The 21,432-nt window shown below is 72.6% G+C and carries 25 protein-coding genes; 13 read left to right on the top strand and 12 right to left on the bottom strand.

The features are described from left to right. The first annotated feature begins 103 nt into the window (after nucleotides 1-103). On the top strand, nucleotides 104-493 hold the full coding sequence (locus ACGFZP_RS08975) for a DUF5994 family protein (RefSeq protein WP_392930145.1): 390 nt from the start codon (nucleotides 104-106) through the stop codon (nucleotides 491-493). Between the two features lie 4 nt (nucleotides 494-497). On the opposite strand, the gene ACGFZP_RS08970 is transcribed toward ACGFZP_RS08975, so the two are convergent. Continuing rightward, nucleotides 498-893, bottom strand: a complete 396-nt coding sequence (locus ACGFZP_RS08970) for a VOC family protein (protein WP_392930142.1) — start codon at nucleotides 891-893, stop codon at nucleotides 498-500. Between the two features lie 123 nt (nucleotides 894-1,016). On the opposite strand from ACGFZP_RS08970, the gene ACGFZP_RS08965 reads away from it, so the two are divergent. Further along, nucleotides 1,017-1,925 (top strand): LysR family transcriptional regulator, encoded by a 909-nt coding sequence (locus tag ACGFZP_RS08965; protein ID WP_392930140.1) that lies wholly within the window; start codon nucleotides 1,017-1,019, stop codon nucleotides 1,923-1,925. Between the two features lie 95 nt (nucleotides 1,926-2,020). Then, nucleotides 2,021-2,317, top strand: coding sequence for a putative quinol monooxygenase (locus ACGFZP_RS08960; protein ID WP_387941174.1), 297 nt, complete (start codon nucleotides 2,021-2,023; stop codon nucleotides 2,315-2,317). A 64-nt stretch (nucleotides 2,318-2,381) separates the two neighbouring features. Here ACGFZP_RS08960 and ACGFZP_RS08955 read toward each other — a convergent pair whose 3' ends face one another. From ACGFZP_RS08955 to ACGFZP_RS08945, 3 genes are all read right to left on the bottom strand, one after another. Further along, on the bottom strand, nucleotides 2,382-3,263 hold the full coding sequence (locus ACGFZP_RS08955; protein ID WP_392930138.1) for a hypothetical protein: 882 nt from the start codon (nucleotides 3,261-3,263) through the stop codon (nucleotides 2,382-2,384). Between the two features lie 374 nt (nucleotides 3,264-3,637). Continuing rightward, nucleotides 3,638-4,813, bottom strand: a complete 1,176-nt coding sequence (locus tag ACGFZP_RS08950) for a metallophosphoesterase (protein WP_392930136.1) — start codon at nucleotides 4,811-4,813, stop codon at nucleotides 3,638-3,640. Nucleotides 4,814-4,939: 126 nt separating this feature from the next. Then, a complete protein-coding gene (locus ACGFZP_RS08945) occupies nucleotides 4,940-6,097 on the bottom strand; it encodes a LacI family DNA-binding transcriptional regulator (RefSeq protein WP_387941168.1) in 1,158 nt (385 codons plus the stop codon). Nucleotides 6,098-6,450: 353 nt separating this feature from the next. Between ACGFZP_RS08945 and hisC the strand changes: the two genes are divergently transcribed. Next, nucleotides 6,451-7,527, top strand: a complete 1,077-nt coding sequence (hisC, locus tag ACGFZP_RS08940) for a histidinol-phosphate transaminase (RefSeq protein ID WP_392930134.1) — start codon at nucleotides 6,451-6,453, stop codon at nucleotides 7,525-7,527. A gap of 67 nt (nucleotides 7,528-7,594) precedes the next feature. Here the strand turns inward: hisC and ACGFZP_RS08935 are convergent, their stop codons facing one another. Beyond that, on the bottom strand, nucleotides 7,595-8,995 hold the full coding sequence (locus ACGFZP_RS08935) for an MFS transporter (protein WP_392930132.1): 1,401 nt from the start codon (nucleotides 8,993-8,995) through the stop codon (nucleotides 7,595-7,597). A 138-nt stretch (nucleotides 8,996-9,133) separates the two neighbouring features. Here ACGFZP_RS08935 and ACGFZP_RS08930 point away from each other — a divergent pair, with 138 nt between their 5' ends. Next, nucleotides 9,134-10,042, top strand: a complete 909-nt coding sequence (locus ACGFZP_RS08930) for a helix-turn-helix domain-containing protein (protein ID WP_392930130.1) — start codon at nucleotides 9,134-9,136, stop codon at nucleotides 10,040-10,042. Between the two features lie 96 nt (nucleotides 10,043-10,138). Here the strand turns inward: ACGFZP_RS08930 and ACGFZP_RS08925 are convergent, their stop codons facing one another. The 5 genes from ACGFZP_RS08925 to ACGFZP_RS08905 form a co-directional block, all read right to left on the bottom strand. After that, the gene (locus ACGFZP_RS08925; protein ID WP_392930128.1) at nucleotides 10,139-11,074 is read right to left on the bottom strand and encodes a hypothetical protein; all 936 of its coding nucleotides are present in this window, start codon (nucleotides 11,072-11,074) and stop codon (nucleotides 10,139-10,141) included. Between the two features lie 347 nt (nucleotides 11,075-11,421). Further along, entirely contained in the window at nucleotides 11,422-11,730 is a 309-nt protein-coding gene (locus ACGFZP_RS08920; RefSeq protein ID WP_392930126.1) for a hypothetical protein, read from the bottom strand. Continuing rightward, nucleotides 11,727-11,966, bottom strand: a complete 240-nt coding sequence (locus ACGFZP_RS08915) for a hypothetical protein (protein WP_392930123.1) — start codon at nucleotides 11,964-11,966, stop codon at nucleotides 11,727-11,729. Before ACGFZP_RS08915 ends, ACGFZP_RS08920 begins: the two co-directional genes overlap by 4 nt. Next, on the bottom strand, nucleotides 11,954-12,208 hold the full coding sequence (locus tag ACGFZP_RS08910) for a hypothetical protein (protein ID WP_392930120.1): 255 nt from the start codon (nucleotides 12,206-12,208) through the stop codon (nucleotides 11,954-11,956). The genes ACGFZP_RS08915 and ACGFZP_RS08910 overlap by 13 nt, the downstream gene beginning before the upstream one ends. Beyond that, nucleotides 12,205-12,585 carry an ATP-binding protein gene (locus ACGFZP_RS08905; protein WP_392930117.1) on the bottom strand — a complete coding sequence of 127 codons (381 nt, stop codon included), beginning with the start codon at nucleotides 12,583-12,585 and terminating at the stop codon, nucleotides 12,205-12,207. The genes ACGFZP_RS08910 and ACGFZP_RS08905 overlap by 4 nt, the downstream gene beginning before the upstream one ends. A 305-nt stretch (nucleotides 12,586-12,890) precedes the next feature. On the opposite strand from ACGFZP_RS08905, the gene ACGFZP_RS08900 reads away from it, so the two are divergent. The 3 genes from ACGFZP_RS08900 to ACGFZP_RS08890 are packed head-to-tail and all read left to right on the top strand — an operon-like array spanning nucleotide 12,891 to nucleotide 14,261. Continuing rightward, nucleotides 12,891-13,754: a helix-turn-helix domain-containing protein gene (locus tag ACGFZP_RS08900; RefSeq protein WP_392930114.1), complete on the top strand. Its 864-nt coding sequence runs from the start codon at nucleotides 12,891-12,893 to the stop codon at nucleotides 13,752-13,754. Next, nucleotides 13,747-13,950 carry a DUF397 domain-containing protein gene (locus ACGFZP_RS08895; protein WP_392930111.1) on the top strand — a complete coding sequence of 68 codons (204 nt, stop codon included), beginning with the start codon at nucleotides 13,747-13,749 and terminating at the stop codon, nucleotides 13,948-13,950. Before ACGFZP_RS08900 ends, ACGFZP_RS08895 begins: the two co-directional genes overlap by 8 nt. Next, entirely contained in the window at nucleotides 13,941-14,261 is a 321-nt protein-coding gene (locus tag ACGFZP_RS08890) for a DUF397 domain-containing protein (RefSeq protein WP_392930108.1), read from the top strand. Before ACGFZP_RS08895 ends, ACGFZP_RS08890 begins: the two co-directional genes overlap by 10 nt. Here the strand turns inward: ACGFZP_RS08890 and ACGFZP_RS08885 are convergent. Then, nucleotides 14,258-15,076 (bottom strand): alpha/beta fold hydrolase, encoded by an 819-nt coding sequence (locus ACGFZP_RS08885; protein WP_392930106.1) that lies wholly within the window; start codon nucleotides 15,074-15,076, stop codon nucleotides 14,258-14,260. The genes ACGFZP_RS08890 and ACGFZP_RS08885 overlap by 4 nt on opposite strands. 116 nt (nucleotides 15,077-15,192) lie before the next feature. Beyond that, nucleotides 15,193-15,861, bottom strand: a complete 669-nt coding sequence (locus ACGFZP_RS08880) for a DUF4097 family beta strand repeat-containing protein (protein WP_392930103.1) — start codon at nucleotides 15,859-15,861, stop codon at nucleotides 15,193-15,195. Nucleotides 15,862-16,297: 436 nt separating this feature from the next. Between ACGFZP_RS08880 and ACGFZP_RS08875 the strand changes: the two genes are divergently transcribed. The 5 genes from ACGFZP_RS08875 to ACGFZP_RS08855 all read left to right on the top strand — a co-directional run bounded on the left by ACGFZP_RS08875 (nucleotide 16,298) and on the right by ACGFZP_RS08855 (nucleotide 21,431). After that, on the top strand, nucleotides 16,298-17,680 hold the full coding sequence (locus tag ACGFZP_RS08875; protein ID WP_392930101.1) for an efflux RND transporter periplasmic adaptor subunit: 1,383 nt from the start codon (nucleotides 16,298-16,300) through the stop codon (nucleotides 17,678-17,680). Further along, entirely contained in the window at nucleotides 17,680-18,498 is an 819-nt protein-coding gene (locus tag ACGFZP_RS08870; RefSeq protein WP_392930098.1) for an ABC transporter ATP-binding protein, read from the top strand. Before ACGFZP_RS08875 ends, ACGFZP_RS08870 begins: the two co-directional genes overlap by 1 nt. Continuing rightward, the gene (locus ACGFZP_RS08865; protein WP_392930095.1) at nucleotides 18,495-19,706 is read left to right on the top strand and encodes an ABC transporter permease; all 1,212 of its coding nucleotides are present in this window, start codon (nucleotides 18,495-18,497) and stop codon (nucleotides 19,704-19,706) included. The genes ACGFZP_RS08870 and ACGFZP_RS08865 overlap by 4 nt, the downstream gene beginning before the upstream one ends. 17 nt (nucleotides 19,707-19,723) lie before the next feature. Further along, complete coding sequence (locus ACGFZP_RS08860) at nucleotides 19,724-20,368, top strand: hypothetical protein (RefSeq protein ID WP_392930092.1); 645 nt, start codon at nucleotides 19,724-19,726, stop codon at nucleotides 20,366-20,368. Nucleotides 20,369-20,681: 313 nt separating this feature from the next. Then, nucleotides 20,682-21,431, top strand: coding sequence for a response regulator transcription factor (locus ACGFZP_RS08855; protein ID WP_392930090.1), 750 nt, complete (start codon nucleotides 20,682-20,684; stop codon nucleotides 21,429-21,431). The last annotated feature ends 1 nt before the right edge of the window (nucleotide 21,432 follow it).

The following is a 21,432-nucleotide window of genomic DNA, read 5'->3' as shown; positions in this document are numbered from 1 at the left end:
CCTGGGTCATGAGCGGCCCTCCTGCCGAGGGCCCGACGGGCGGCCACTGATGATGGCGATCCCCCTTCCCTTCTCCTCCGCGGGCCCGTGGTCCGTTCCGGGTGTGCCGCTGCTGCCGCGGCTGGTGCTGGAACCGACCTTGGCGCGGGGCGGGATGTTCGACGGCGCCTGGTGGCCGCGGTCGAAGGACATCCGGGCCGAGCTGCCCGATCTGATCACCGCGCTCGGGGCCCATCTGGGCCGGATCGTCCGGGTCGGCCTCGACACCGGCGCCTGGGGTGACATCCCCCAGTCGGTCGTGGTGGACGGGCTGGTGGTCAGGATCGGATGGTTCGCCGCCAGTGGCGAGACGATCAGCCTCACCCGGGGCTTCCAGGACCACTTCCTCCTGTTGGTGGTGCCGCCCGGCACCGACGCGGGGATCGCGGCGAGCGCGATGGCGGGTGCCGCTGCGCTGGGGAACCACACCCCGGCGGCGGAGCTGCTCGCCTGAGCGGCTACTGCGCGACGTCCTGCGGGTACCAGCGCAGCTCGACGGTGTTGCCGTCCGGGTCCTGGACGTAGACCGAGGTGGCGCTGCCGCGTGCGCCGTACCGCTGGACCGGTCCTTCGAGGACGGTGAAGACGCCGCTCGCGATGACCTCGTCCCAGTCCAGCGGCTCGACCGTGAGGCAGATGTGGTCGACGTTGGACTCGCCGCGGTCGCGGCCGACCAGGTCGATGATGGTCTCCTCGGCGACCCGGGCCGAGGGGAACGAGACACGGCCGGCCCGCCATTCGTCGACCCGGACCGGCGCCAGGCCGAGCAGTCCGATGTAGAAGTCCAGCGAGCGCTCGACGTCCTGGACGTTGAGGACGAGGTGGTCGAAGGCCTTGACGCGGATGGCGGCCATGGGGGGCTCCCGGGGTGGTGGTGGGTCGTGGTGACGGGTTCTACGATCCGCTGTTCGGGGGGCGGCATCAACGCACACCTGCACTACGATCGTTGACTCAGACTCAACGATCGGATGGCAGGCATGTGGGAACGGCATGAGATCGAGGCCTTCCTGACGCTCGCGCGGGAGCTGCACTTCGGCCGCACCGCGGAGAGCCTCGGCGTCACGACCGGGCGGATCAGCCAGGTGATCGCCACGTTGGAGCGCCGGATCGGCGCCCGGCTGTTCGAGCGGACCAGCCGTACCGTGCGGCTCACCGCGATCGGGCGGCGGCTGGCGGACGACCTGGGGCCGCTGGTCGCCGGGATCGAGGAGTCGGTGCGCCGGGCCGTCGACGCCGGTCGCGGTGTGACGGGGGAGCTGCGGGTCGCGTTCCTCGGCGAGTGGACCGCGACGGTGCTGCTCCGGGCCGTGAACCTGTTCGCCGAACGCCACCCCGGGTGCCGGGTCGACGTCCGCGAGGTGCAGCTCTTCAACTCCCGGGCGAGCCTGCTGGACGGCTCCGTCGACCTGCTCATCGCCGCCTTCCCCTTCGACGGGATGGCCCGCGGGCCGGCCCTGATCTCGGAGCAGCGGGTCCTGGCGGTGCCCGCCGGGCACCCGCTGGCAGGGGTGGATTCGGTGTCGGTGGAGGTCCTCGCCGAGCATCCGGTGGTGCAGTACCCGGCGGTCACCTCGATGGAGTTCAAGCGGGACCGGACACCGGACCGGACCCCCTCCGGCCGCCCGGTGCCGAAGGGGCCGGTGGGCAACACCTTCTCCGAGATGCTCTCGCTGGTCGCGATGGGCCGGGGCGTCCTCCCGGTGGGCGAGCACTCCCGGCGCTACTACCCCCGCCCGGACGTCGCGTACGTGCCGATCCACGACGCCCCGCCGATCGACCGCGGGCTGGTCTGGTTGGAGAGCAACACCACCGAGCGGGTCCGCGAGTTCGTCCGTGCGGCGACGGATGCCGCCGGGGATCCGGCCGGGCCGGCACCGCAGGTCTGACCCGGCACCGCAGGCCTGACCCGGCGTCATGGGGCGTGCCGGGGAAGATCGTCGGGCCGTCCGGTGTTCGGGTGGGGGACGAAAGGGGAGTGACGATGTCGCAGCGGATCACCGCGGTCGCGGTCCTGCGGGCCAAGGCCGGCCGGGAGGCCGAGATGCGGGAGCAGGCCCGGTCGATGATCGAGCCGAGCCTGGCCGAGCCGGGGTGTCTCTCGTACCGGAACTACGTGGACCCGGACGATCCGCGGGCCTGGGTGGTGCTGGAGGAGTGGGAGTCGAGGGAGGCCTTCGAGGCGCACCTGGCCAGCCCTCATCTGGCCCGGTCGCTGGAGCGGACGGCGGAGCTGCTGGACGGCCCGCCCGAGCTGCGGGTGCTGACCGGCGCCGGGTGAGGCCCGCGGCGGGCGGGTGCTGACCCGACCCGGTCAGCACCCGCCCGGTCGGCAACCCCTACGGTCAGACCTCGTCCGGGCCGGTGAAGGCCGGCGGGGTGTAGCCGGGGCCGGTGAAGTCCGGGCCGGTGAAGGCGGCGGTGCGGGGCTCCCGGCCCTCGGGGTCGGTCAGCCCCTCGGCGCCGGGGCTGGTGAAGCCGGGCCCGGTGTAGTGGCCGCTGCTGTAGCCGGGGCTGCTGAAGTCCGGCGGCGGTGGCGAGCCCGGGGCCGGGACTACGGGCGGCAGCGCCGGCTCCGAGTGCAGATGGGCGTGCAGGTACGGCAGCAGGGCCCGCCGGCCCAGGGCGTGCTGCCACTCCCGGCGGGCGTCGGCGAGTTCGGCGGTGAGGTCCGGGTCGGCGCCGCCGGGGGCGGTGGCACCGTCGCGCAGGGCGGTGAGGATCAGCCCGACTATGCCGACGACCATCGCGAGGGCGCCCGCCGCGAGCGCCACCCAGCCCGCCGTGAGCACCGAGCGGGCCAGCGGCAGATCGGGGTCGGCGGCGCGCAGCGCGTACCCGAGGAGCAGCAGGACGAGGGCGGCGGCCCAGGCGAGGATCGGGGTGAGCACGGTGAGCACCGGGAACAGTCCGGCGCCGCCGTTGCCCGAGCGCAGCTGGGTGAGCAGCCCGGGGGCGGTCGATTCGCCGTGCCGGCCTGGTGGGGGCGCGCTGCGCAGGCTCGCGCGCAGCCGGGTGTAGTGCTCGTACTCGGCACCGGCCGCGGCCGCGACGGTGTCGGCGGCGAGCAGCGCCTTGGTGCGCAGCTGTTCGGCGGTGAGGGCGCCGGGCGTCTGCAGGGCGGTGAGGATCGTGCCGTCACGCAGTGCTTCGTCGAGGAGGCGCTCGAACTCCGGGCGGTCCTCGGTGAGCAGGTGCGGGGCGTTGTTCATGGGGACCCCGTTCATGCGAACCCCGTGCGGCCCCGCTCCGCGGAGGCTTGCGGACACGGTGGTCCCGGGCACCTGGGCCCCGCGGGCACGGAGACGGGCCGCCACACGAGCGGCCGGGTGTGGTGTGCCTTGATGGTAGGGGCGGGTGCGGTCGCGCTGACAGTCGGTTTCCGGAATTTCGCTCCGGCCGCCGCCCCGGCCCGCGAAGGGTGCAGGCCAGGGGCGGTTGCGAACACCTGTTCAGTTGACGGTCTGGTGGGTCGTCCGGGGCGTCGGCCAGGCCGACCGACCGGTCAGCCGGTCGGATCGTCGGCCCGGTCGGGCCCGCAACCCGGTCGGCCCGGTCGGCCCCGGTCAGCCCGGTCGGACCGTCAGATCGGCCGGCCCGGTCAGATCGGCAGCCGCGCGACCAGCAGCCGGCCCTCCATGGTGACGCCGCCGTCCATGGCGACGGCGAGGTCGTCCGCGTAGATGTACGGGCCGGGGATGTGCGGGGGCGCGCCGTCGTCCGCGTGCACCGTGCCGGTGAGGTACGGGATGGGGCTGTGCCCGTGCACGACGCGCGAGCCCCCGTAGGCGTCGAGCAGCTCGTGGACGGCCTGCGGGCCGGCGTCGCCGCGGAAGGCGAAGCGCTTGGTGAAGCGGCGGAAGCAGTCCCACCACTCGTCCACGCCCTCGTCCGCGAGCAGGTCGTGGACGGCGTCGTTGACGTCGGGGATGGACTCGCCGTACTCCAGGTACGCGGTGGTGTCGGAGTGCAGCAGCAGGTGGCCGTCCTCCAGCGCGATGGCGGGCAGTCGGGAGAGCCAGCTGATGTGGTGCGCCTCCAGGCGGTCCAGGTCGTGCTGCTGGCCGCCGTTGAGCCGCCAGGCGGCGAGGAAGGAGGCGGTGCCGGCGGTGGACTGGACGGGCTCGTCGCCGTACCGCGCGGCGCCGAGGAAGAGCAGTTCGTGATTGCCCATCAGGGCCCGGCAGTACCCGCCGGCGGCGGCGGCCTCGGCGGCGAGCTGCATGACCAGGTCGATCACGCCGATGCCGTCCGGGCCGCGGTCGGTGAAGTCGCCGAGGAACCAGATCCGGGAGCGGCCGGCGGCCCAGTGGCCGTCGGCGTCGATCAGGCCCTGGTGGCGCAGCTCGGCGCGGAGCTCCTCCAGGTAGCCGTGCACGTCGCCGACGACGTAGAGCGGGCCGACCGGCTCGTCGGGGCCGGGCGCGGGGTACGGGTAGGCCGGGACGGGCTCGGCGAGCGGCGGGCCCAGCTCGATGGTCGGCGGGTCGTCGCCCTGGTGGACGGGCGAGGGCCGGTCGGGCAGGGTCGGCTCGTAGCCGGGGTGCGCGGCCTGCTGGTCGTGGACGTTGTGTGCCTGCCCGGTGGCCGGCCAGTGCTGTTCGAGGTAGCGCGCGCCGCCGTAGCCGCTGTACGTCTCCGACCCGTACGCGGCCTCGGCGTACCCGGCGGGCTCCGGTTCGTAGTAGGTGCCGTAGGGCAGCACGTCGAGGTCCGGCTGGTGACGTGGGCCTGAGTCCGGGTGTTCAGGCCCGGGGAAGCGGTCCTCGGGTGTCATTCGCCCATCATAGGAAGACCACTCTCCCGGCGTCGTCACCTGGTGGGTATCCAATCCTCCGGAGCGTCAGCCGGGCAGTCCGTCAGGTCCGTTTTGTCCCGGCTGGGGATGGTCTGGTGGCGCCATCTACACCTCGCCCGGCGGGCGCGGCGGGGAGACCGTGGTGCGCGGGCTCCGGCGCTGGGAGGACGCGCGGACGATCAGCTCGGTGGGCATCAGGGTGCCGGGCGGCGGGCCGGTGCCGGCGGTGCGGAAGCGCGGCGGGAAGAGCCGGGCGATGTCGACGCCCGTCCCGGAGTCCACTCCCTCGATGGCGTCGATGAGCAGGTTGACGACGGTGGTGCCGATCCGCCGGGGCTTGAGCGACAGGGTGGTGATCGGCGGCTCGGTGGCCGCGTAGACGTCGCTCTCGCTGCAGCAGACCAGCAGCAGGTCGTCGGGGACCCGCAGGCCGTACCGGCGGGCGGCGGCGAGCAGGTCGGTGCCGTTGGGGTCGAACAGGCCGTAGACGGCGTCGGGTCGGTCGGGGCGGGCGAGCAGCCGGTCGGCGGCGACGGCGCCGGCGGCCGGGTCGTGGGCGGGGTAGGCCTCGTACACCGGCTCCTGTCCGACCTTGGCGCACCAGCCGAGGTAGGCCTCGGTGGAGAGCCGGGTGTAGGTGTCGGTGCTGGTCCCGGTGAGCAGGCCGATCCGGCGGGCGCCGGCCTCGGAGAGGTGGTCGAGGATGCCGAGCACGGCCGCCTCGTGGTCGTTGTCGACCCAGGCGGTGACCGGGCAGTTGCCCGGTTTGCCGTCGCTGACCACCGGGACGCCGGACCGGTACAGCTCGCCGACCAGCGGGTCCTGGTCGGGTGGGTCGATCACCACGGTGCCGTCCAGGGCGATGTTGCCCCAGACGTCGTGCCGGGAGGAGGCCGGCAGGACCACCAGGGCGTAGCCGCGGCCGAGCGCGGCGCTGGTGGCCGCCCGGGCCATCTCGGCGAAGTAGGCGAACTCGGTGAAGGTGAACGGCTCTTCGCCGTAGGTGGTGACGGTCAGTCCGATCAGGCCGGAGCGCCCGGTGCGCAGGGTGCGGGCGGCGGCCGAGGGGCGGTAGCCGAGGCGCTCGGCGACCTCGCGGACCCGGCTTCTGGTCTCGTCGGGCAGGCGGCCCTTACCGTTCAGCGCGTCGGAGACGGTGGTGATCGACACTCCGGCGGCTGCTGCCACATCCCGGATGCCGGCCCGCTCCAGACGCCGTGAGGTGGTGGGCCGCCGACCGCTCTGGTTGGCTGCTGCTGTCATGGCGGACCGATCGTATGGCTCCTGACAAGGGTCTGTGACCGGCGCATCGGGAGCCCGGAAGGAGCCCGAGGAGATACGTTTCTCCGTGAGTGAGACGGCGTGCGCCCCTTCGATACCCGCTCGAAACCGGCCGTCTTACCTCTGACATGTGCCATAGGAACCCTGCAGAATGGCTGATCTGCGCCCGTAACCCGGCCGGGCATCTCACCCCTTCGGGTGAGTGCGGTCGGTATCGTTCAGGGCACCCGACCGGGGTGGTCCGGGTGCGTTCCGACCATTCCGGGCACGGCGGCGATCCCGTGGCGTGACGGGAGCGAACGCAGCGGAACTGCAGAAGAAGAAGGAGAAGGACCGTGAGCGGTACGGCAGCGCAGGGCCCCCGTCTGAGGCCGACCCTGGATGGCATTCCCACCTACAAGCCCGGCAAGCCGGCCGGAGCCGACGCCTACAAGCTGTCCTCGAACGAGAACCCGTACGAGCCGCTGCCCGGTGTGCTGGAGGCGGCGGTCGCGGCGGCGGGCTCGCTCAACCGGTACCCGGACATGGCGGTCACCGAGCTCACGGCCGAGCTGGCCCGGCACTTCGACGTCCCGGCCGAGCACATCGCCACCGGCACCGGCTCGGTCGGCGTCGCGCAGTCGCTGATCCTCGCCACCGCGGGCCCCGGCGACGAGGTGATCTTCGCCTGGCGCTCCTTCGAGGCCTACCCGATCATCGTCCAGGTGGCCGGCGCGACCCCCGTCCCGGTGGCGCTCACCGAGACCGGTGACCACGACCTGGACGCGATGCTCGCCGCGATCACCCCGAACACCCGGCTGGTCTTCGTCTGCAACCCCAACAACCCGACCGGCAACGTGATCCACCGCGCCGAGCTGGAGCGCTTCCTGGACGCGGTGCCCGGGGACGTCCTGGTCGTGATCGACGAGGCGTACATCGAGTTCATCCGCGACCCCGAGGTCCCCAACGGCATCGACCTCTACCGCGACCGCCCGAACGTCTGCGTGCTGCGCACCTTCTCCAAGGCCTACGGCCTGGCCGGGATGCGGGTGGGCTTCGCGATCGCGCACGAGCGGGTGGCCACCGCGCTGCGCAAGACCGCCGTCCCGTTCGGCGTCACCCAGCTCGCCCAGGACGCCGCCGTCGCCTCGCTGCGGGCCGAGGAGGCCCTGATGGTCCGGGTCGACGCGCTGGTCGAGGAGCGTGCGCGGGTGGTCGCCGGGCTGCGCGAGCAGGGCTGGACCATCCCGGACTCGCAGGCCAACTTCGTCTGGCTGGCGCTCGGCGAGCGCTCCCAGGAGTTCGCCGCGGCCTGTGCCGAGGCCGGCGTGATCGTCCGGCCGTTCCCGGAGGGCGTCCGGATCTCGATCGGCGAGGTCGAGGGCAACTCGATCTTCCTGTCGGTGGCCGAGGCCTTCCGCAAGGAGCTCTGAGCCCGGTACTCACGGCGGAGTGGGGAGTCGGCCCGGCCGACTTCCCACTCCGCGGTGCTTTCCGGGGTCACCCGCGGCGCAGGAAGAGCGCCGAGGCGGCGAAGCCCAGCAGCACCAGGGCGGTGTTGGCGGCGATCGCCCAGCCGACCCCGGTGAGGACGGCGGAGCCGGCGGCGGTGGCGACCGCGCTCATCACCGGGGTGCCCAGCGTGATGCCCACCTGCTGGGTCATCGTGGCGACGCCGGTGGCCAGCCCCTGCTCCCCGTCCGGCAGGCCCGAGGTGGCCGTCACCATGAAGCCGACGATCGCCAGCATGTTGCCGACCCCGCCGACGAAGGTCGCCACCAGCAGCAGGCCGAGCCAGGCCCGGCCCTCACCGAGCAGCACCAGCGAGCCGGTCGCGACGGCCTGCACCAGGAAGCCGGCCAGCAGGGCCCGGCGGGTGCCGAGGCGGCCGATCAGCCGGGGCGCGAGGATCCCGCCCACCACCGTGCCCGCACCCAGCACGCCGAAGGCCAGGCCGGTGGCCAGCGCGGAGAAGCCCAGCACCTGCTGCAGGTAGAGGGTCAGCAGGAAGACCAGCGAGGTCTCGGTGGCGAAGGCCAGCAGCCCGGCCACGTTGCCCCAGACCACCGTGCGGCGCCGCAGCACCCGGACCGGGACCAGCGGGGCGGCGGCGGACCGCTCCACGAACCAGAACACCACCAGGAGTACCGCGCCCAGCCCCAGCGCCCACAGCGCCACCGGGTCGCCCCAGCCGTGCTCGCCCGCCGTGGTCAGGCCGTAGACCAGGGCGAGCAGGCCGCCGGTGACGGTGACCGCGCCCGGCAGGTCCATCCGCGGCCGCTCGGCCGGGCGGCTCTCGGCGATCAGCCGGGGGGCGACCAGCAGCACGGCCAGCGCGACCGGCACGTTGACGAAGAACGCCCAGCGCCAGCTGAGCAGGTCGGTGAGCAACCCGCCGAGCACCGCGCCCGAGGTGAAGCCCGCCGACATCAGCGCGCCGTTCAGACCGAGCGCCCGCTCGCGCAGCGGCCCCTCGGGGAAGGCCGTGGTGAGCAGCGCCAGCCCGGCCGGCGTGACGGCGGCGGTGGCCAGGCCCTGGGCGACCCGGGCGGCCAGCAGCAGCCCTGGGCTGGTGGCCAGGCCGCCGACCAGGGAGGAGACGCCGAGGACCGCCAGGCCGACCAGGAAGACCCGGCGCCGCCCGACCAGGTCGGCCACCCGCCCGAACAGCAGGGTGAAGCCGGCGGCGGCGAGGGCGAAGGAGGTGGCGATCCACTGCAGGCCGCCGAGCCCGAAGCCGAGGCCCCGGCCGATCACCGGCAGGGCCACGTTCAGGATCGAGAAGTCCACGGCCAGCATGAACTGGGCGGCCAGCAGGACGACCAGGACGAGTCGTTGGCGTCCGGTCATACCGGTGGCGGCCTTGGTGGGCGGTGCGTCGTCGAGCAGGGCGGTGGTCATCGGCTCGCTGCCTCTCGGGAGGGGTTCCGCGGGGTACGGCAGCAGCCTGCGCCGCCCGGCGGGGCCCACCCAGGCCCCTGCGAAGGGTGGTACTCACAGGGGCAGGCTCGGCGGCGCGGCCCGGTGTTCACTGGGGACATGACCGCAACGGACACACCGACCGACCTGGGCGAGTTCCTGCGCACCCGGCGGGCCCGGCTGCAACCCGAGGACGTCGGCCTGGTCTCGTACGGCACCCGGCGGCGGGTGCCCGGGCTGCGCCGCGAGGAGCTGGCCCAGCTGGCGGGCGTCAGCATCACCTACTACACGCGGCTGGAGCAGGGGCAGAGCCGGGGCGCCTCCGACGAGGTGCTGGACGCCCTCGCCCGCGCGCTGCGGCTGAGCGCCGACGAGCACGCCCACCTGCGCAACCTGGCCCGCCCGGGCCGGGCGAGGCCGCGGCCGGCGGAGCGCTTCGAGCGGGCCAGGCCCGCGGTGCGGCAGCTGATCGGGGCGATGACGGACGTCCCCGCGGTGGTGGTCGGGCGGCGCAACGAGGTGCTGGCCTGGAACCCGCTCGGCCACGCCCTGCTCGCCGGGCAGCTCGACGTGCAGGCGCCGGACCGCCCGGAGGACCGGCCGAACCTCTCCCGGCTGCTCTTCCTCGACCCGCACACCCGGGAGCTGTACCCGTGCTGGGAGGCGGAGGCGCGGGCCCAGGTGGCGTTCCTGCGGCTGACCGCAGGGCGCCACCAGGACGACCGTCAACTGGCGGAGCTGATCGGCGAGCTGTCGATGAAGAGTCCGCAGTTCGCGGCGCTCTGGTCGCGCCACCCGGTGAACGACTGCCTGTTCGGGCGCAAGGAGTTCCACCACCCGGTGGTCGGGAGGCTGGAGTTGGACTTCGAGGCGCTGCCGCTGCTGGAGGTCTCCGGGCACCGGATGCTGCTCTACAGCGCGGCCCCCGGCTCGCCGGCCGAGGCGGCCCTGCGCCTGCTGGGCAGTGTCCTGGCGGGCGGACCCCGGGAGGCCGGGGCGGACCGCGGGTCCGCGGTGGCCTCCGGCTGACGGGAGGCGGCCTCCGGTCGACGGGAAAATCGTGAGGGGCCCTGTCCTGCGCACCGCCGTGCGCAGGACAGGGCCCCTCGTTGCTCCGTGCTCCGGTCAGCGCTGGGGACGCATCCGGCGCACGGCGATCAGGGCGCCGGCGCCGAGCGCGAGCAGGGCGGCGGCGGTGGCGGCGAGGAGGCCGTTGGGGGTGTGCGCTCCGGTCTGGGCGAGCTCGGGGGTGCCGGCCGGGGCGGTGGTGGCCGGGGCGGCGCTCGGGGTGGCCTTCGGGGCCTCGGCGGGCTTGGGCGCGGCGGTGGTGGTCTGGTCGGCGGCGGGCTTGGGCGCGGCGGGCTTGGCGGCGGGCTTGGCCGGGGTGCTGGGCTTGGCGGTGGGCTTGGCGGTCTCGGCGGGCTTGGTGGTGGTGGCCTGGCCGTGGGTGACCTTGACGGTCTTGAGGTCGCTGGCGCCCGTCCCCGCGGCGCCCTGGCGCCAGGCGTCGGCCACCAGCTGGATGGTGCCGATGTTCTTCGAGCTGGCGGCGGCGATCGAGTAGCGGAACTTGATGGTCGCGGAGCTGCCGTTGTCGAGGCGCTGGCGCTGCTCGTAGCCCGCGTCCACGGTGCGCATGCAGCCCGCGATGGACTGCACGTTCTTCCAGGCGCCGTTCTCCTGGACCTGGATGCGGACGTCCTGGGTGCGCAGCGAGGCGCCCGTGCCGGGGGTGTAGATGCCGAAGCTGGCCTGCATGCCGTGGGCGTCGACGCCGGTCTTGTTGGTGACCTGCACGGCGACCTCGTTCCAGCTGCCGTCGGCGGCGACGGTGGCCTTGGTGGAGAGGGCGGCGTCCGGGGCCATGTACTGCGCCTCGGTGTGGGTGGCGGCGGGGTTGGGGCCGCTGATGCGCATGTCGCCGCAGGCCCAGGAGGAGTCGGCGGCCACCAGCTGGACGCCGCCGGCGAGGACGGCGGTGGCGGCGACGACGGCGAGGCGACGACGGCCGGAGAGCGAGCGGGCGTTCTTCGCAAAAGCGGTGATAACGGACGTGCGCATGACGTGACTCCCCAGGGTCCTGACTCTGACAGTGTGTGAAGGTGACCGGCCGGCTCCAACTGAGCCGCAGCGCCCCCCGGCCTCGCCGGTCTCGCTCTCCGTGCCTTCATCCGTAAAGACGTGCATCCCCGCGGGAGGTTGCAGGTGGGTTCAAAAGTTTTTTCGGGAATCTTCGAGCGGGTCGCGAAGCCGGTCCCGGGGCTGGGGGACGGGGCTCCTGGCGCACTGATCCGTCAGGGGTTCTGGCGGTCCGGCGAACGCCAGGCGGCGCGGTCGGCGCCGGTGCGCGAGGGCGAAGGGACGCGGCGAGGCCCCCGCCCGGGCGGGCGGGGGCCTTCGTGTCGCGCTTAGGTGGGTATGCGGTGGCGGCCCCTGGGGTTGGCGGTGTCGGTGGTGGTGTTGGTGGTGTTGCGGTGGTGGGTTTCGGGGCCGTAGTGGCCGGCCTGGCGGGCGATCCAGGCGTACTCGGTGGTGCCGTCGGGGAGTTGGCGCAGTTCCCAGCGGCCGTGGCGGGTGATCGGCTTCGGGGCGAGGGGCTGGGAGTCGTCGTTGACCCTGAGGGCGGTGACGACGCCGAGGGCGACGGTGGCCAGGGCCAGCGCGAGGAGGGTGAGCAGGGCCGCGCCGACGAGGAAGCCGGCGGTGCCGGTCCTCATCGGCGGATCCCGATCACGCGGTGGCCGAGGTGGGCGGCGAGGGTGTGGAGGAGTTCCTCGGCCTGGTCGCGGGCGAGGGGGAGGGCGAGGTGCTCGCCGGGGCCGGCCTGGATGTCGAGGTCGACGGCCAGGCGGAGCTGGAGGGCGGCGTCGGGGACGGTTTCGACGGCGAGGTAGGCGACGGTGGTGCGCTCGGTGTGGATCGCCTCGGTGACGAGGGGGATCAGGACTCCCACGGCTCGTTCCTCCCGGTGTCGCGCAGGAGGTGGAGGAGGTTGAGGAGGGTGGCGACGGGGGCGTTGCCGAAGTCGATGAGGATGCGGCCGTCGACGGTGCCGTTGACCGTCGTCGCGGAGCCCCAGCGGATGCCGAGCGCGGATCCGCGGGTGTGGAGTTCGCCGAGGAGGGTGGTGATCTGGGCGTCGGTGTAGTCGCGCATCCGGGGGTCGTCCGGGGCGATCGGCTCGCGGGCGCTCACGCGGCGCAGTCCAGCTCGAACCAGACGGCCTTGCCGTTCTTGCGGGGGTTGGCCCCGAAGCGGTGGGTGAGGGAGCGGACCAGGTGCAGGCCCCGGCCGGAGAGCTCGTAGGGGTCGGCGGAGCGGCGGGGCTCGGGCAGGACGGGGCTGTCGTCCGCGACGGAGACCCGCAGGGTGCGGGCGGCGAGCAGGACGACGACCACGGTCGGCGCGGGGCTGCCGCCGTGCCGCCAGGCGTTGACGAACAGCTCGCAGAGGGCGAGTTCGGCGTCGCGGATGAGGTCGTCGGGCCAGGAGGCGGCGGCGAGGGCGTCCCGCAGCTCCTCGCGGGCGGCCGACCAGTCGGGCGGGGCTTCGGGCAGGTTGAAGGCACACATGGGGAACCTCCGGAATGAGGTCAGTGGAGAGGGGTTCGTCGATCACCGGCGGATACGCCACCGTGAGCCAGGCCAGGACATGGCTGCTCTGCGGTGCGAGGGCAGCAGGCGCCTACTGCCCTGGAAACAGGCGTTACTGACGATCCGTCGGATCAATGTGAGAACGACCATAGCGCAGCCTGACTTCAATTGAAGGCGGATCTCGTAGAGTTCCCTCTCCAGGGGGAAGCGTGCGCTCCAGAGCCGGATGGACCCGCGCGCGACCAGCGCGGCACACTGGCCTCACGACACGCTGAGAGGACAACATGCCCCTTCGCCGCAACCCGACCCTTCGTCAGCGCCGCCTGGGCACCGAGCTGCGGAAGATGCGAGAGCAGGCTGGTCTCGGCGGCAGTCAGCTCGCCCGTGCTCTCGGTCTGAACCCCACCCAGGTAACGCAGATGGAGTCGGCGAAGATCGGCGTCAGTGCGGCGCGCCTGCGCACGGTCGCCGCAGCCTGTAGCTGCGCCAATCAGCCCCTTATCGATGCGCTCGCAGACATGGCGGTCGAACGGAACAAGGGCTGGTGGGAGGAGTACCGCGGGGTTCTGCCAACCGACTTCCTTGAGGTCGCAGAGATGGAGGCCCACGCTTACAAGCTCTATACGTGGGCCACTACGTACATCCCGGGACTCCAGCAGACTGGCTCTTACGCCTCTGCGGTGTTCGCGCGGATTACACCACCGCTGCCCCGCCACGACATCGCGGTCAGGACCGAGTTTCGCGTGCAGCGCCAGCACGTCGTCCGCTCTGGCCGGACGCCGTACGTTTCCTTCATCCATGAGGCTGCCCTGCGGATGCAGTTCGGAGGACCACGGGTACTTGCCGACCAACTCGACAGCTTGATCGAGGACTCGGAGAAGCAGGCAATCTCGGTCCGGGTGGTCCCGTTCGATATGGACACCTTCCCCGGCGCGGGCGAGAACATCATGTTCTCCGAAGGCCGGGTGCCAGAGCTTGCAACCCTTCAGATGGACACCGCACAGGGTGTCCTGTTCTTCGATTCCCCAGCAGATCTGGCCAGTCACCGGGCGACGTTTTCGCGGCTGGACTCCATCGCCCTGTCGGAAGATGAGTCGCGTGAGTTCGTTCGAACGCTCAGCGGTGAGATGAAGGGCAAGTATGAGTAGGTCCGAGTGGCAGAAGTCGAGCTACAGCGGCGCATCCAACGAGTGCGTCGAGGTGCGCACCGTCGACGGGATGGTCGAGCTGCGCGAGTCCGACGACGGCGAGGTCATCGTCCGCACCACTGCCGTGAAGTTCGCCAAGTTCCTTCAGGGCGTCAAGGCCGGTGAGTTCGACCACCTCGGTGATCTGTGCTCCTGACTGGGCATGTGTGTGGGCTCTTCGCTGTGGAAGGCTCATCTCGTACGAAACCTTTGGGAGGACCGGTGCTTGGTGGCACTTGGCGGAAGTCCAGCTACAGCGCCTCCAATAACGAGTGCGTCGAGGTGCGCACGGTCGACGGGCTGGTAGAGCTCCGGGAGTCCGACGACGGCGACGTCCTCGTTCGCACCACTCCGGCAAAGTTCGCCAGGTTTCTCGAAGGCATCAAGGCCGGCGAGTTCGACCACCACGCCGGCCCGACTGCCGAAGAGTCCCGGCCCCTCGGTCCGCCGGGGGACGCTGTCGGCTAACCACCCACCTGGTGGTCGCGGGTGGAGTCGAGCTCGCGTACCGCGTCGGCGACGGCTCGGAAGTCGTTGCGCAGGATCTTGGAGTGGTTGCTGGCGACCTTCGCGCTGACCCGGATGTTCGGGTTGCGGGCGAGGACCGGGTCGAGGTTGGCGCGGATCCGTTCCATCAGCTTCGCGTCGCCGCCCAGGTTGCCGCCGGTGGCGAGCACGTACCGGGTCGGTACGGTCAGGCGGTCGAACACCGGGTTGAGTGCGGTGGGCGCGCAGAGCTCGTTGGCCTCGATGTTGACCTCGGCGTGTTGCGCGGCGCTCATCCGCGCGGCCAGGCCGAGCGGGCGGGCGATCGGGAACAGCGGGCTCATCCGGCGGAACAGCCTGCGGATCTGCTCCCGGCCGGCGTCGTCGAGCCACTCGTGCGGCAGAGCGCCGTCCACGGACACCGCCCCCAGGGCGCGCTCCGGGTGCCGGGAGGCCCAGTGCACGGCGAGCATGGCGCCGTAGGACCAGCCCACCAGGATCGGCCGCTCCACGCCCCTGGCGGTGAGGACGGCGTCGAGGTCGCGGACGCACGCCTCGAACGAGTAGTCCGCGGCCCGCTTCGACTTTCCGCGGGCACGCTCGTCGTAGGTGATGTGCCGGTAGCCGCCGCCGAGGTCGGAGATGACGCGTCGCCAGTGCGACTGGTCGGCGTAGCAGCCGTTGAGGTAGACCACCGGGCGGCCGGGCCCGCCGGTGTCGGTCACGGCCAGTGCGGTGTCGTCGATCGCCACCATGCCGGTCCACGCGGACTGCTTGACGATTGTGTCGATGGCCATGGTCTGCCTTCTTTCAGGGGTGGGGTGGATCCGGGAGCGGTGGACGGTGGTGTCGCCGCAGGAGGTGCGGCCGGGCGCTCGGTGGCCTCCTCGGCCCCTTCGGGCCGGGTGGCGGCTCAGAGGCTGCGGGCGGTGACGTTGCCGTAGGAGGTGGTCGCGTGGATGTTCAGGTCGGCGGTGCCGTCGGTGTTGCGGAGGGCGTTGTGGATCCGGCCGTAGGCGGTGCCGGCGTCCAGGGAGGCGGAGCTGCCGCGGGCGGCGCCGACGGCGATCTCGCCGTACTCGGTGCGCAGTTCGACCGTGCCGCGGACGGCCTCGGTGATCCGGATGTCGCCCTTCTGGGTGCTGATCTGCGCGGGGCCGGCGAGGCGGCCGACCGCGACGTCGCCGGCGAGGACGGTGAGGCGGGCGCTCGCGGCCTCGTCGAGCTTGACGGTGCTCTGGGCGGCCTCGAAGGCGACGTCGCCGAGTCGTCCGACGCCGCGGAGTTCGGCGCTGGCCGCCTTCGCCTCGATGCGGGAGCCGGCGGGGAGCTGGACGGTGATCTCGACGGATCCGGAGTTGCCGAGGATCTGGTTCCTCGCCGGTGCGGCCTGGATCCGCAGGACGCCGTCGGCGTACTCGACGGTGGTCTGCTCGGCGGCCTTCACGTCGCGGCCCTTGGCGGCGTTCGCGGGCAGGACCTCGACGGCGGTGTCGGCGCGGTCGGCGGCGATGAAGCGGATCCGCCCGGCGGGGATGTCGAGGACGGCGGCGATCGGGGCGGGGGTGGCGAACTTCTGCATCGTGCTCTCCTGTGACTCGTTGTTTCGAACGAGGGAAAAGCTACGTTGCTTTCCATATGGCTGCAACATGTTCGTTGCTCTGGATTGGTATCTCTGCAGCTCAGGGCTGCAGTATTGTTGCGATGGCCTCGAATCGAATGCAACGATAGCCTTGCTGTTCGTTGCAATGAGCTGAAGTGAACGCCACCCCGGAGGCGGCACGGACCACGAAGGCCCGCACCGGCGCCGGCCGCCGCCGTGGCGGTCGCGGCCGGGCTCCCGGATGGCTGGGGATGGCTGGGAGCCTCCTGGGAGTTCGGCCAACGACTGGCCAGGCGGCGGCCAAGCGGGGCGCACGTCAGGGGCGGACCGTGCCGGAATGCCCGGATTCGGACGTCCAGCCTTCTCCCAGCCGGGGCTCAGGACTCCGCAAGAGCGCCCGGCGAAGCTGTCCGCCATGAAGGTCCTCCCGCGACGGCGTGGTGCCGTCCTCCTCAACTCCGCGCTCGGTGTGGCCCTGGTGGGCGCCGCGGCCCTGGCGTACACCACGTTGGACGGCGGCACGACGAAGGCCGCCGGAAAGGCCCAGGTCCGGACGGCGACCGTGGCCAAGGGCACGGTCCTGGCCACCGTGTCCGGAACCGGCACACTGGCCTCGCCGACCGATGCCGCCCAGGACTTCACGACCGGCGGTAGGCTCACCGCGGTCAAGGTGGCGGTGGGGGACACCGTGACCAAGGGCCAGGTGCTGGCCACCGTGGACACCACGGCGGTCCAGCAGCAGGTGGAGGCCGCCCAGTCCGCGCTGACCACGGCGAACGCCAACCTGACCAAGGCCCAGGCAGGTGTCACGACCACGACCACCCAGCAGATTCCGGGCAGCGCCCAGCCGTCCGGTTCCGCTGCCGGTGCGGGCGGCAGCGGTGGTGGTGAACGCGGAGCGGGCGGGAGCAGCACGCCCGCTCCGCAGACCACCACCATCACCACCACCAAGGTGGACGCGGCCGCCGTGGCCCAGGCCCAGCAGCAGGTCGCCACCGCGCAGACCAGCCTGGCCAACGCCCAGGCCGCCCTGGCCGGGACGACGCTGACCGCCTCGGTGGACGGCACGGTCGCCTCGGTGGCCAACAAGGTCGGCGACACCGTTGGCGGGGGCTCCGGGAGCGGCTCGACGACGACCGCCAAGTCCACCGGCAGCAGCGGCTCCACCGCCCCGAGCGGCTTCATCGTGCTGACCAACCCGACCGGCATGCAGGTGACCGCGAACTTCTCCGAACTGGACTCGCTGAAGCTGAAGAAGGGCGAGGCGGCCACCGTCACCCTGAACGCGCAGTCCGACACCAAGCTCAACGCCACCGTGCTGTCCGTCAGTTCACTGCCCGCGGGCAGTGGCGGCACCGGCGGCGCGGCCGCCGTCCAGTACGCGGCGACGCTCCAGATCACCGGCGACACCGCCAAGCTGCGCACCGGGTTGAGCGCGACCGTCTCCGTGGTCACCGGCGAGGCGGACAACGCGCTGTCGCTGCCCACCGCCGCCCTGGCCGGCACCGGCGCCAGCCGGACGGCCACCCTGGTGCAGCCGGACGGCTCCACCGAGCGGGTCGAGGTCGGCGTGGGCGTCGAGGGCGACACCACCGTGCAGGTGGTCTCCGGGCTGAAGGAGGGCGACAAGGTCGAGATCGCCACCACCAGCGGCGGCAGCGGCTTCCCGAACGGCTCCTTCCCGGGCCTGAACGGCGGCCAGGGCGGCCGCGGCGGTGCGGGCACGGGCGTGGCCGGTGTCGGTGCGGCCGGCGGCGGCGCGGCCGGTGGCGGAGCCGGTCGGGGCGGTACGCGCTGATGGCACGCCAGACCCCCCGCACCGACGTCGGCCGGACGCCGCCACCGGTCATCCAGATCCGCGGCGTCACCAAGTCCTACGGCCACGGAGACGCCACCGTGCACGCGCTGCGCGGCCCGTCCGACCCGGTCACCGGCGAGCCGCTGGGCGTCGCGCTGGACATCGACCAGGGCGACTTCGTTGCGGTGATGGGCAGTTCGGGCTCCGGCAAGTCCACCCTGATGAACATCCTCGGCTGCCTGGACGTGCCCACCGCCGGCCGCTACCTGCTGGACGGCATCGACGTCGGCCACCTGGACGAGGGGCAGCTCTCGCTGGTGCGCAACCGCAAGATCGGCTTCATCTTCCAGTCCTTCAACCTGGTGCCCCGCACCACCGCCCTCGCCCAGGTCGAGCTCCCGCTCGCCTACGCGGGGGTGCGGGCCGCCGAGCGGCGCCGGCGGGCCCTCGCCGCGCTCTCCCTGGTCGGCCTCGCCGAGCGCTCCGGGCACCGGCCCAACGAGCTCTCCGGCGGCCAGCAGCAGCGCGTCGCGGTGGCCCGCGCCCTGGTCACCGCCCCCGCGATGCTGCTCGCCGACGAGCCCACCGGCAACCTGGACAGCCGCTCCACCGAGGAGGTGCTGGCCATCATCGACGGCCTCAACGCGACCGGCCGCACCGTGGTGCTGATCACCCACGAGGACGAGGTCGCCCTGCACGCCAAGCGGGTGATCCGGCTGGTCGACGGCGCGATCACCAGCGACGTCCGGCAGGCCCCGGTGGCCGGGCCGCCGCCCGCCCTGCACGCGGCCGCCGGACTCCAGGGGGTGCTCGCGTGATCCTCTGGCAGATGCTCCGCTTCGCCGTCGGCGGCCTGGCCGCCAACAAGGTGCGCTCCGCCCTCACCATGCTCGGCGTGCTGATCGGCGTCGCCTCGGTGATCCTGCTGCTCGCGGTCGGCAACGGCTCCTCGGTGGCGGTCAAGGAGTCGATCACCTCGCTCGGCACCAACTCGCTGACGGTCAGCTCGGGTTCGTCCTTCGGCGGCTCGCGCACCGCGGCCGGTACGAAGAAGCTCACGGTCGCCGACGCCAAGGCGCTGGCGAGCGACGCCGACACGGCCGCGATCAAGTCCGTCGCGCCGGTGGTCACCGCGAGCGGCACCGCGCTGTACGGGGACATCTCGTACAGCCCCGGCTCGATCGTCGGCACCTACCCGGCGTACTTCGAGACCGCCAACCAGAAGGTCGGGCACGGCGACTACTTCACCGCCGACGACGTGCTGAACTCCCGCAAGGTCGCGGTGCTCGGCGCCACCACCGCCAAGCAGCTGTTCGACACCGCCGACCCGGTCGGCAAGCGGATCACCGTCGGCGGCACCCCGTTCACCGTGGTCGGCGTGCTCCAGGCCAAGGGCGGGACGGGCTTCACCGATCCGGACGACGTGGTGATCGCGCCGCTGCCGACGGTGCAGAACGCCTTCACCGGGTTCGGCTCGGTCAACCAGATCCTGGTCCAGGCGACCTCGGCCGAGACCACGGCCGCCGCGCAGAGCGAGATCACCCGGGTCCTGCTCGGCACCCACGCGATCGCCGATCCGAGCAAGGCGGACTTCCGGATCAGCAACCAGGCCTCCCTGCTCACCGCCCGGGAGAGCACCACCAGGACCTTCACCGTGCTGCTCGGCGCGGTGGCGGCGATCTCGCTGCTGGTCGGCGGGATCGGGATCACCAACATCATGCTGGTCACCGTCACCGAGCGGACCAGGGAGATCGGCATCCGCAAGGCCCTCGGCGCCCCGCGCGGGGTGATCCTCGGGCAGTTCCTCACCGAGTCGACCCTGCTCTCGGTGCTCGGCGCCGGACTCGGGGTGGTGGTCGGCATCGCGGGTTCGCACTTCAGCGTCGTCGGCATCAAGCCGGTGGTGATCCCCGAGTCGGTGCTCGGCGCCTTCGGGATCGCGGTCGCCATCGGGCTGTTCTTCGGCAGCTACCCCGCCAACCGGGCCGCCTCCCTGCGCCCGATCGACGCCCTCCGCCACGAGTGACCAAGGATGTGCAGACCATGAGCAACGAGATCGAGCCCCGTACCCCCGCCGAGCAGGTCGTCCTGCTCGCCACCCCGCCGGACGCCCGGGACGTCACCGCCGAGCTGGCCGCGCCGCCACGCCGGCGGCTGCCCTGGCTGAGCCTCGCCCTGGCGGGCGGGGTGATCGCCACGGCGGCGTTCGCGGGCGGGGTCTGGTACCAGCAGGACAACGGCTCCGGGAGCGGGAAGACGGTCGCCGCGGGTGGCGGGCAGCAGCCGCGGGCCGGGGCGACCGGCGGGGCGAACGGCACCCGTCGGGGCGCCGGCCAGGGGCAGACCGGCCAGGGGCAGACCGGCCAGGGGCAGGGCGGCCAGGGCCAAGGCGGCCAGGGCGGCGGCGGTTTCGCCCGCGGCACGGTCAAGGCCGTGGACGGCACCACCGTCTACCTCACCGACGCCAACGGCAACACCGTCAAGGTGACCACCGGCGACGCCACCAGGGTGCAGCTCAACAAGGAGGGCAAGGTCGCCGACCTGCAGCCCGGCCAGAGCGTCACCGTGGTCGGCACCCCCGCCGAGGGCGGCGGCTACAACGCCACCCAGCTGATCGAGGGCGCCGCCGCCGGGGGCTTCGGCGGCGGGGGCGGCTCCGGCGGCGCCCGGACCCCCTCCGGGGGCTGATCCCCAGCCCGCCCGGGGCCGGCCCAGCCGCCCCGGGCGTACGCGCGGCCCGGCCGAATCCCTCCGGCGGCCGGGCCGCGCGGCCCCTCGACGCAGTGGCGTGCGGCGCCTCGGCGCAGTGGCGCGCGCCGTGCGCACACCATCCAGCCCGCCCCTGTGGGCTTGTTCGCCCAAATCCGCCCGATAAGGTGTTAATCCAACATTCATCGATGGCGCATAGCCTCCCCGGGCTAGCCTCAAGCTGAACGCCATCGTCCGACCGGGAGGCGGAACCCCCGTGCAAGGCACTGTGTCCACACCAGGTACCGCCGCAGTGGCCGGCGTCCCGGGCGAGGCCTTCCTCCTCGTCGTCGACGACGAACCCAACATCCGCGAGCTGCTCTCGGCCTCCCTGCGCTTCTCCGGATTCCGGGTCGCCTCCGCCGCCACCGGCACCGAGGCCCTCGAACTCGTCGCCGTCGAACGCCCCGACCTCATCGTCCTCGACGTGATGCTCCCCGACCTCGACGGCTTCACCGTCGTCGAGCGGCTGCGCGAGCAGACCAGCCGCGGACAGATAGCGGGCCCGCACGGCCACGCCGGCGACCACCTGCCGGTGCTCTTCCTCACGGCCAAGGACGGCGTCGGCGACAAGGTCCAGGGCCTGGCCGTCGGCGCGGACGACTACGTCACCAAGCCGTTCAGCCTTGAGGAGCTGATCGCCCGGATCCGGGCCATCCTGCGCCGGGCCGGCGGCCCCGCCGAGGACGGCCGGCTCGTGGTGGCCGACCTCACCCTCGACCCGGTCGCCCACGAGGTCACCCGCGGCGGCACCCCCGTCGCGCTCTCGCCCACCGAGTTCAAGCTGCTGCACTACCTGATGGCCAACGTCGGCCGGGTGGTCTCCAAGGCGCAGATCCTCGACCACGTGTGGGCCTACGACTTCGGCGGCGACCTCTCCATCGTCGAGTCGTACATCTCCTACCTGCGCCGCAAGCTCGACTCCGGAACGGCCCACGGCCCGAAGCTGATCCACACCGTGCGCGGGATCGGCTACGCCCTGCGCCGCCCGCCGCAGAACTGAC

The sequence above is a fragment of the Kitasatospora sp. NPDC048239 genome (assembly GCF_043202015.1).
Classification (GTDB): Bacteria; Actinomycetota; Actinomycetes; order Streptomycetales; family Streptomycetaceae; genus Kitasatospora.
Note: the sequence above shows the minus strand (reverse complement) of the source record. Positions and strands in the feature narration are given on the sequence as shown.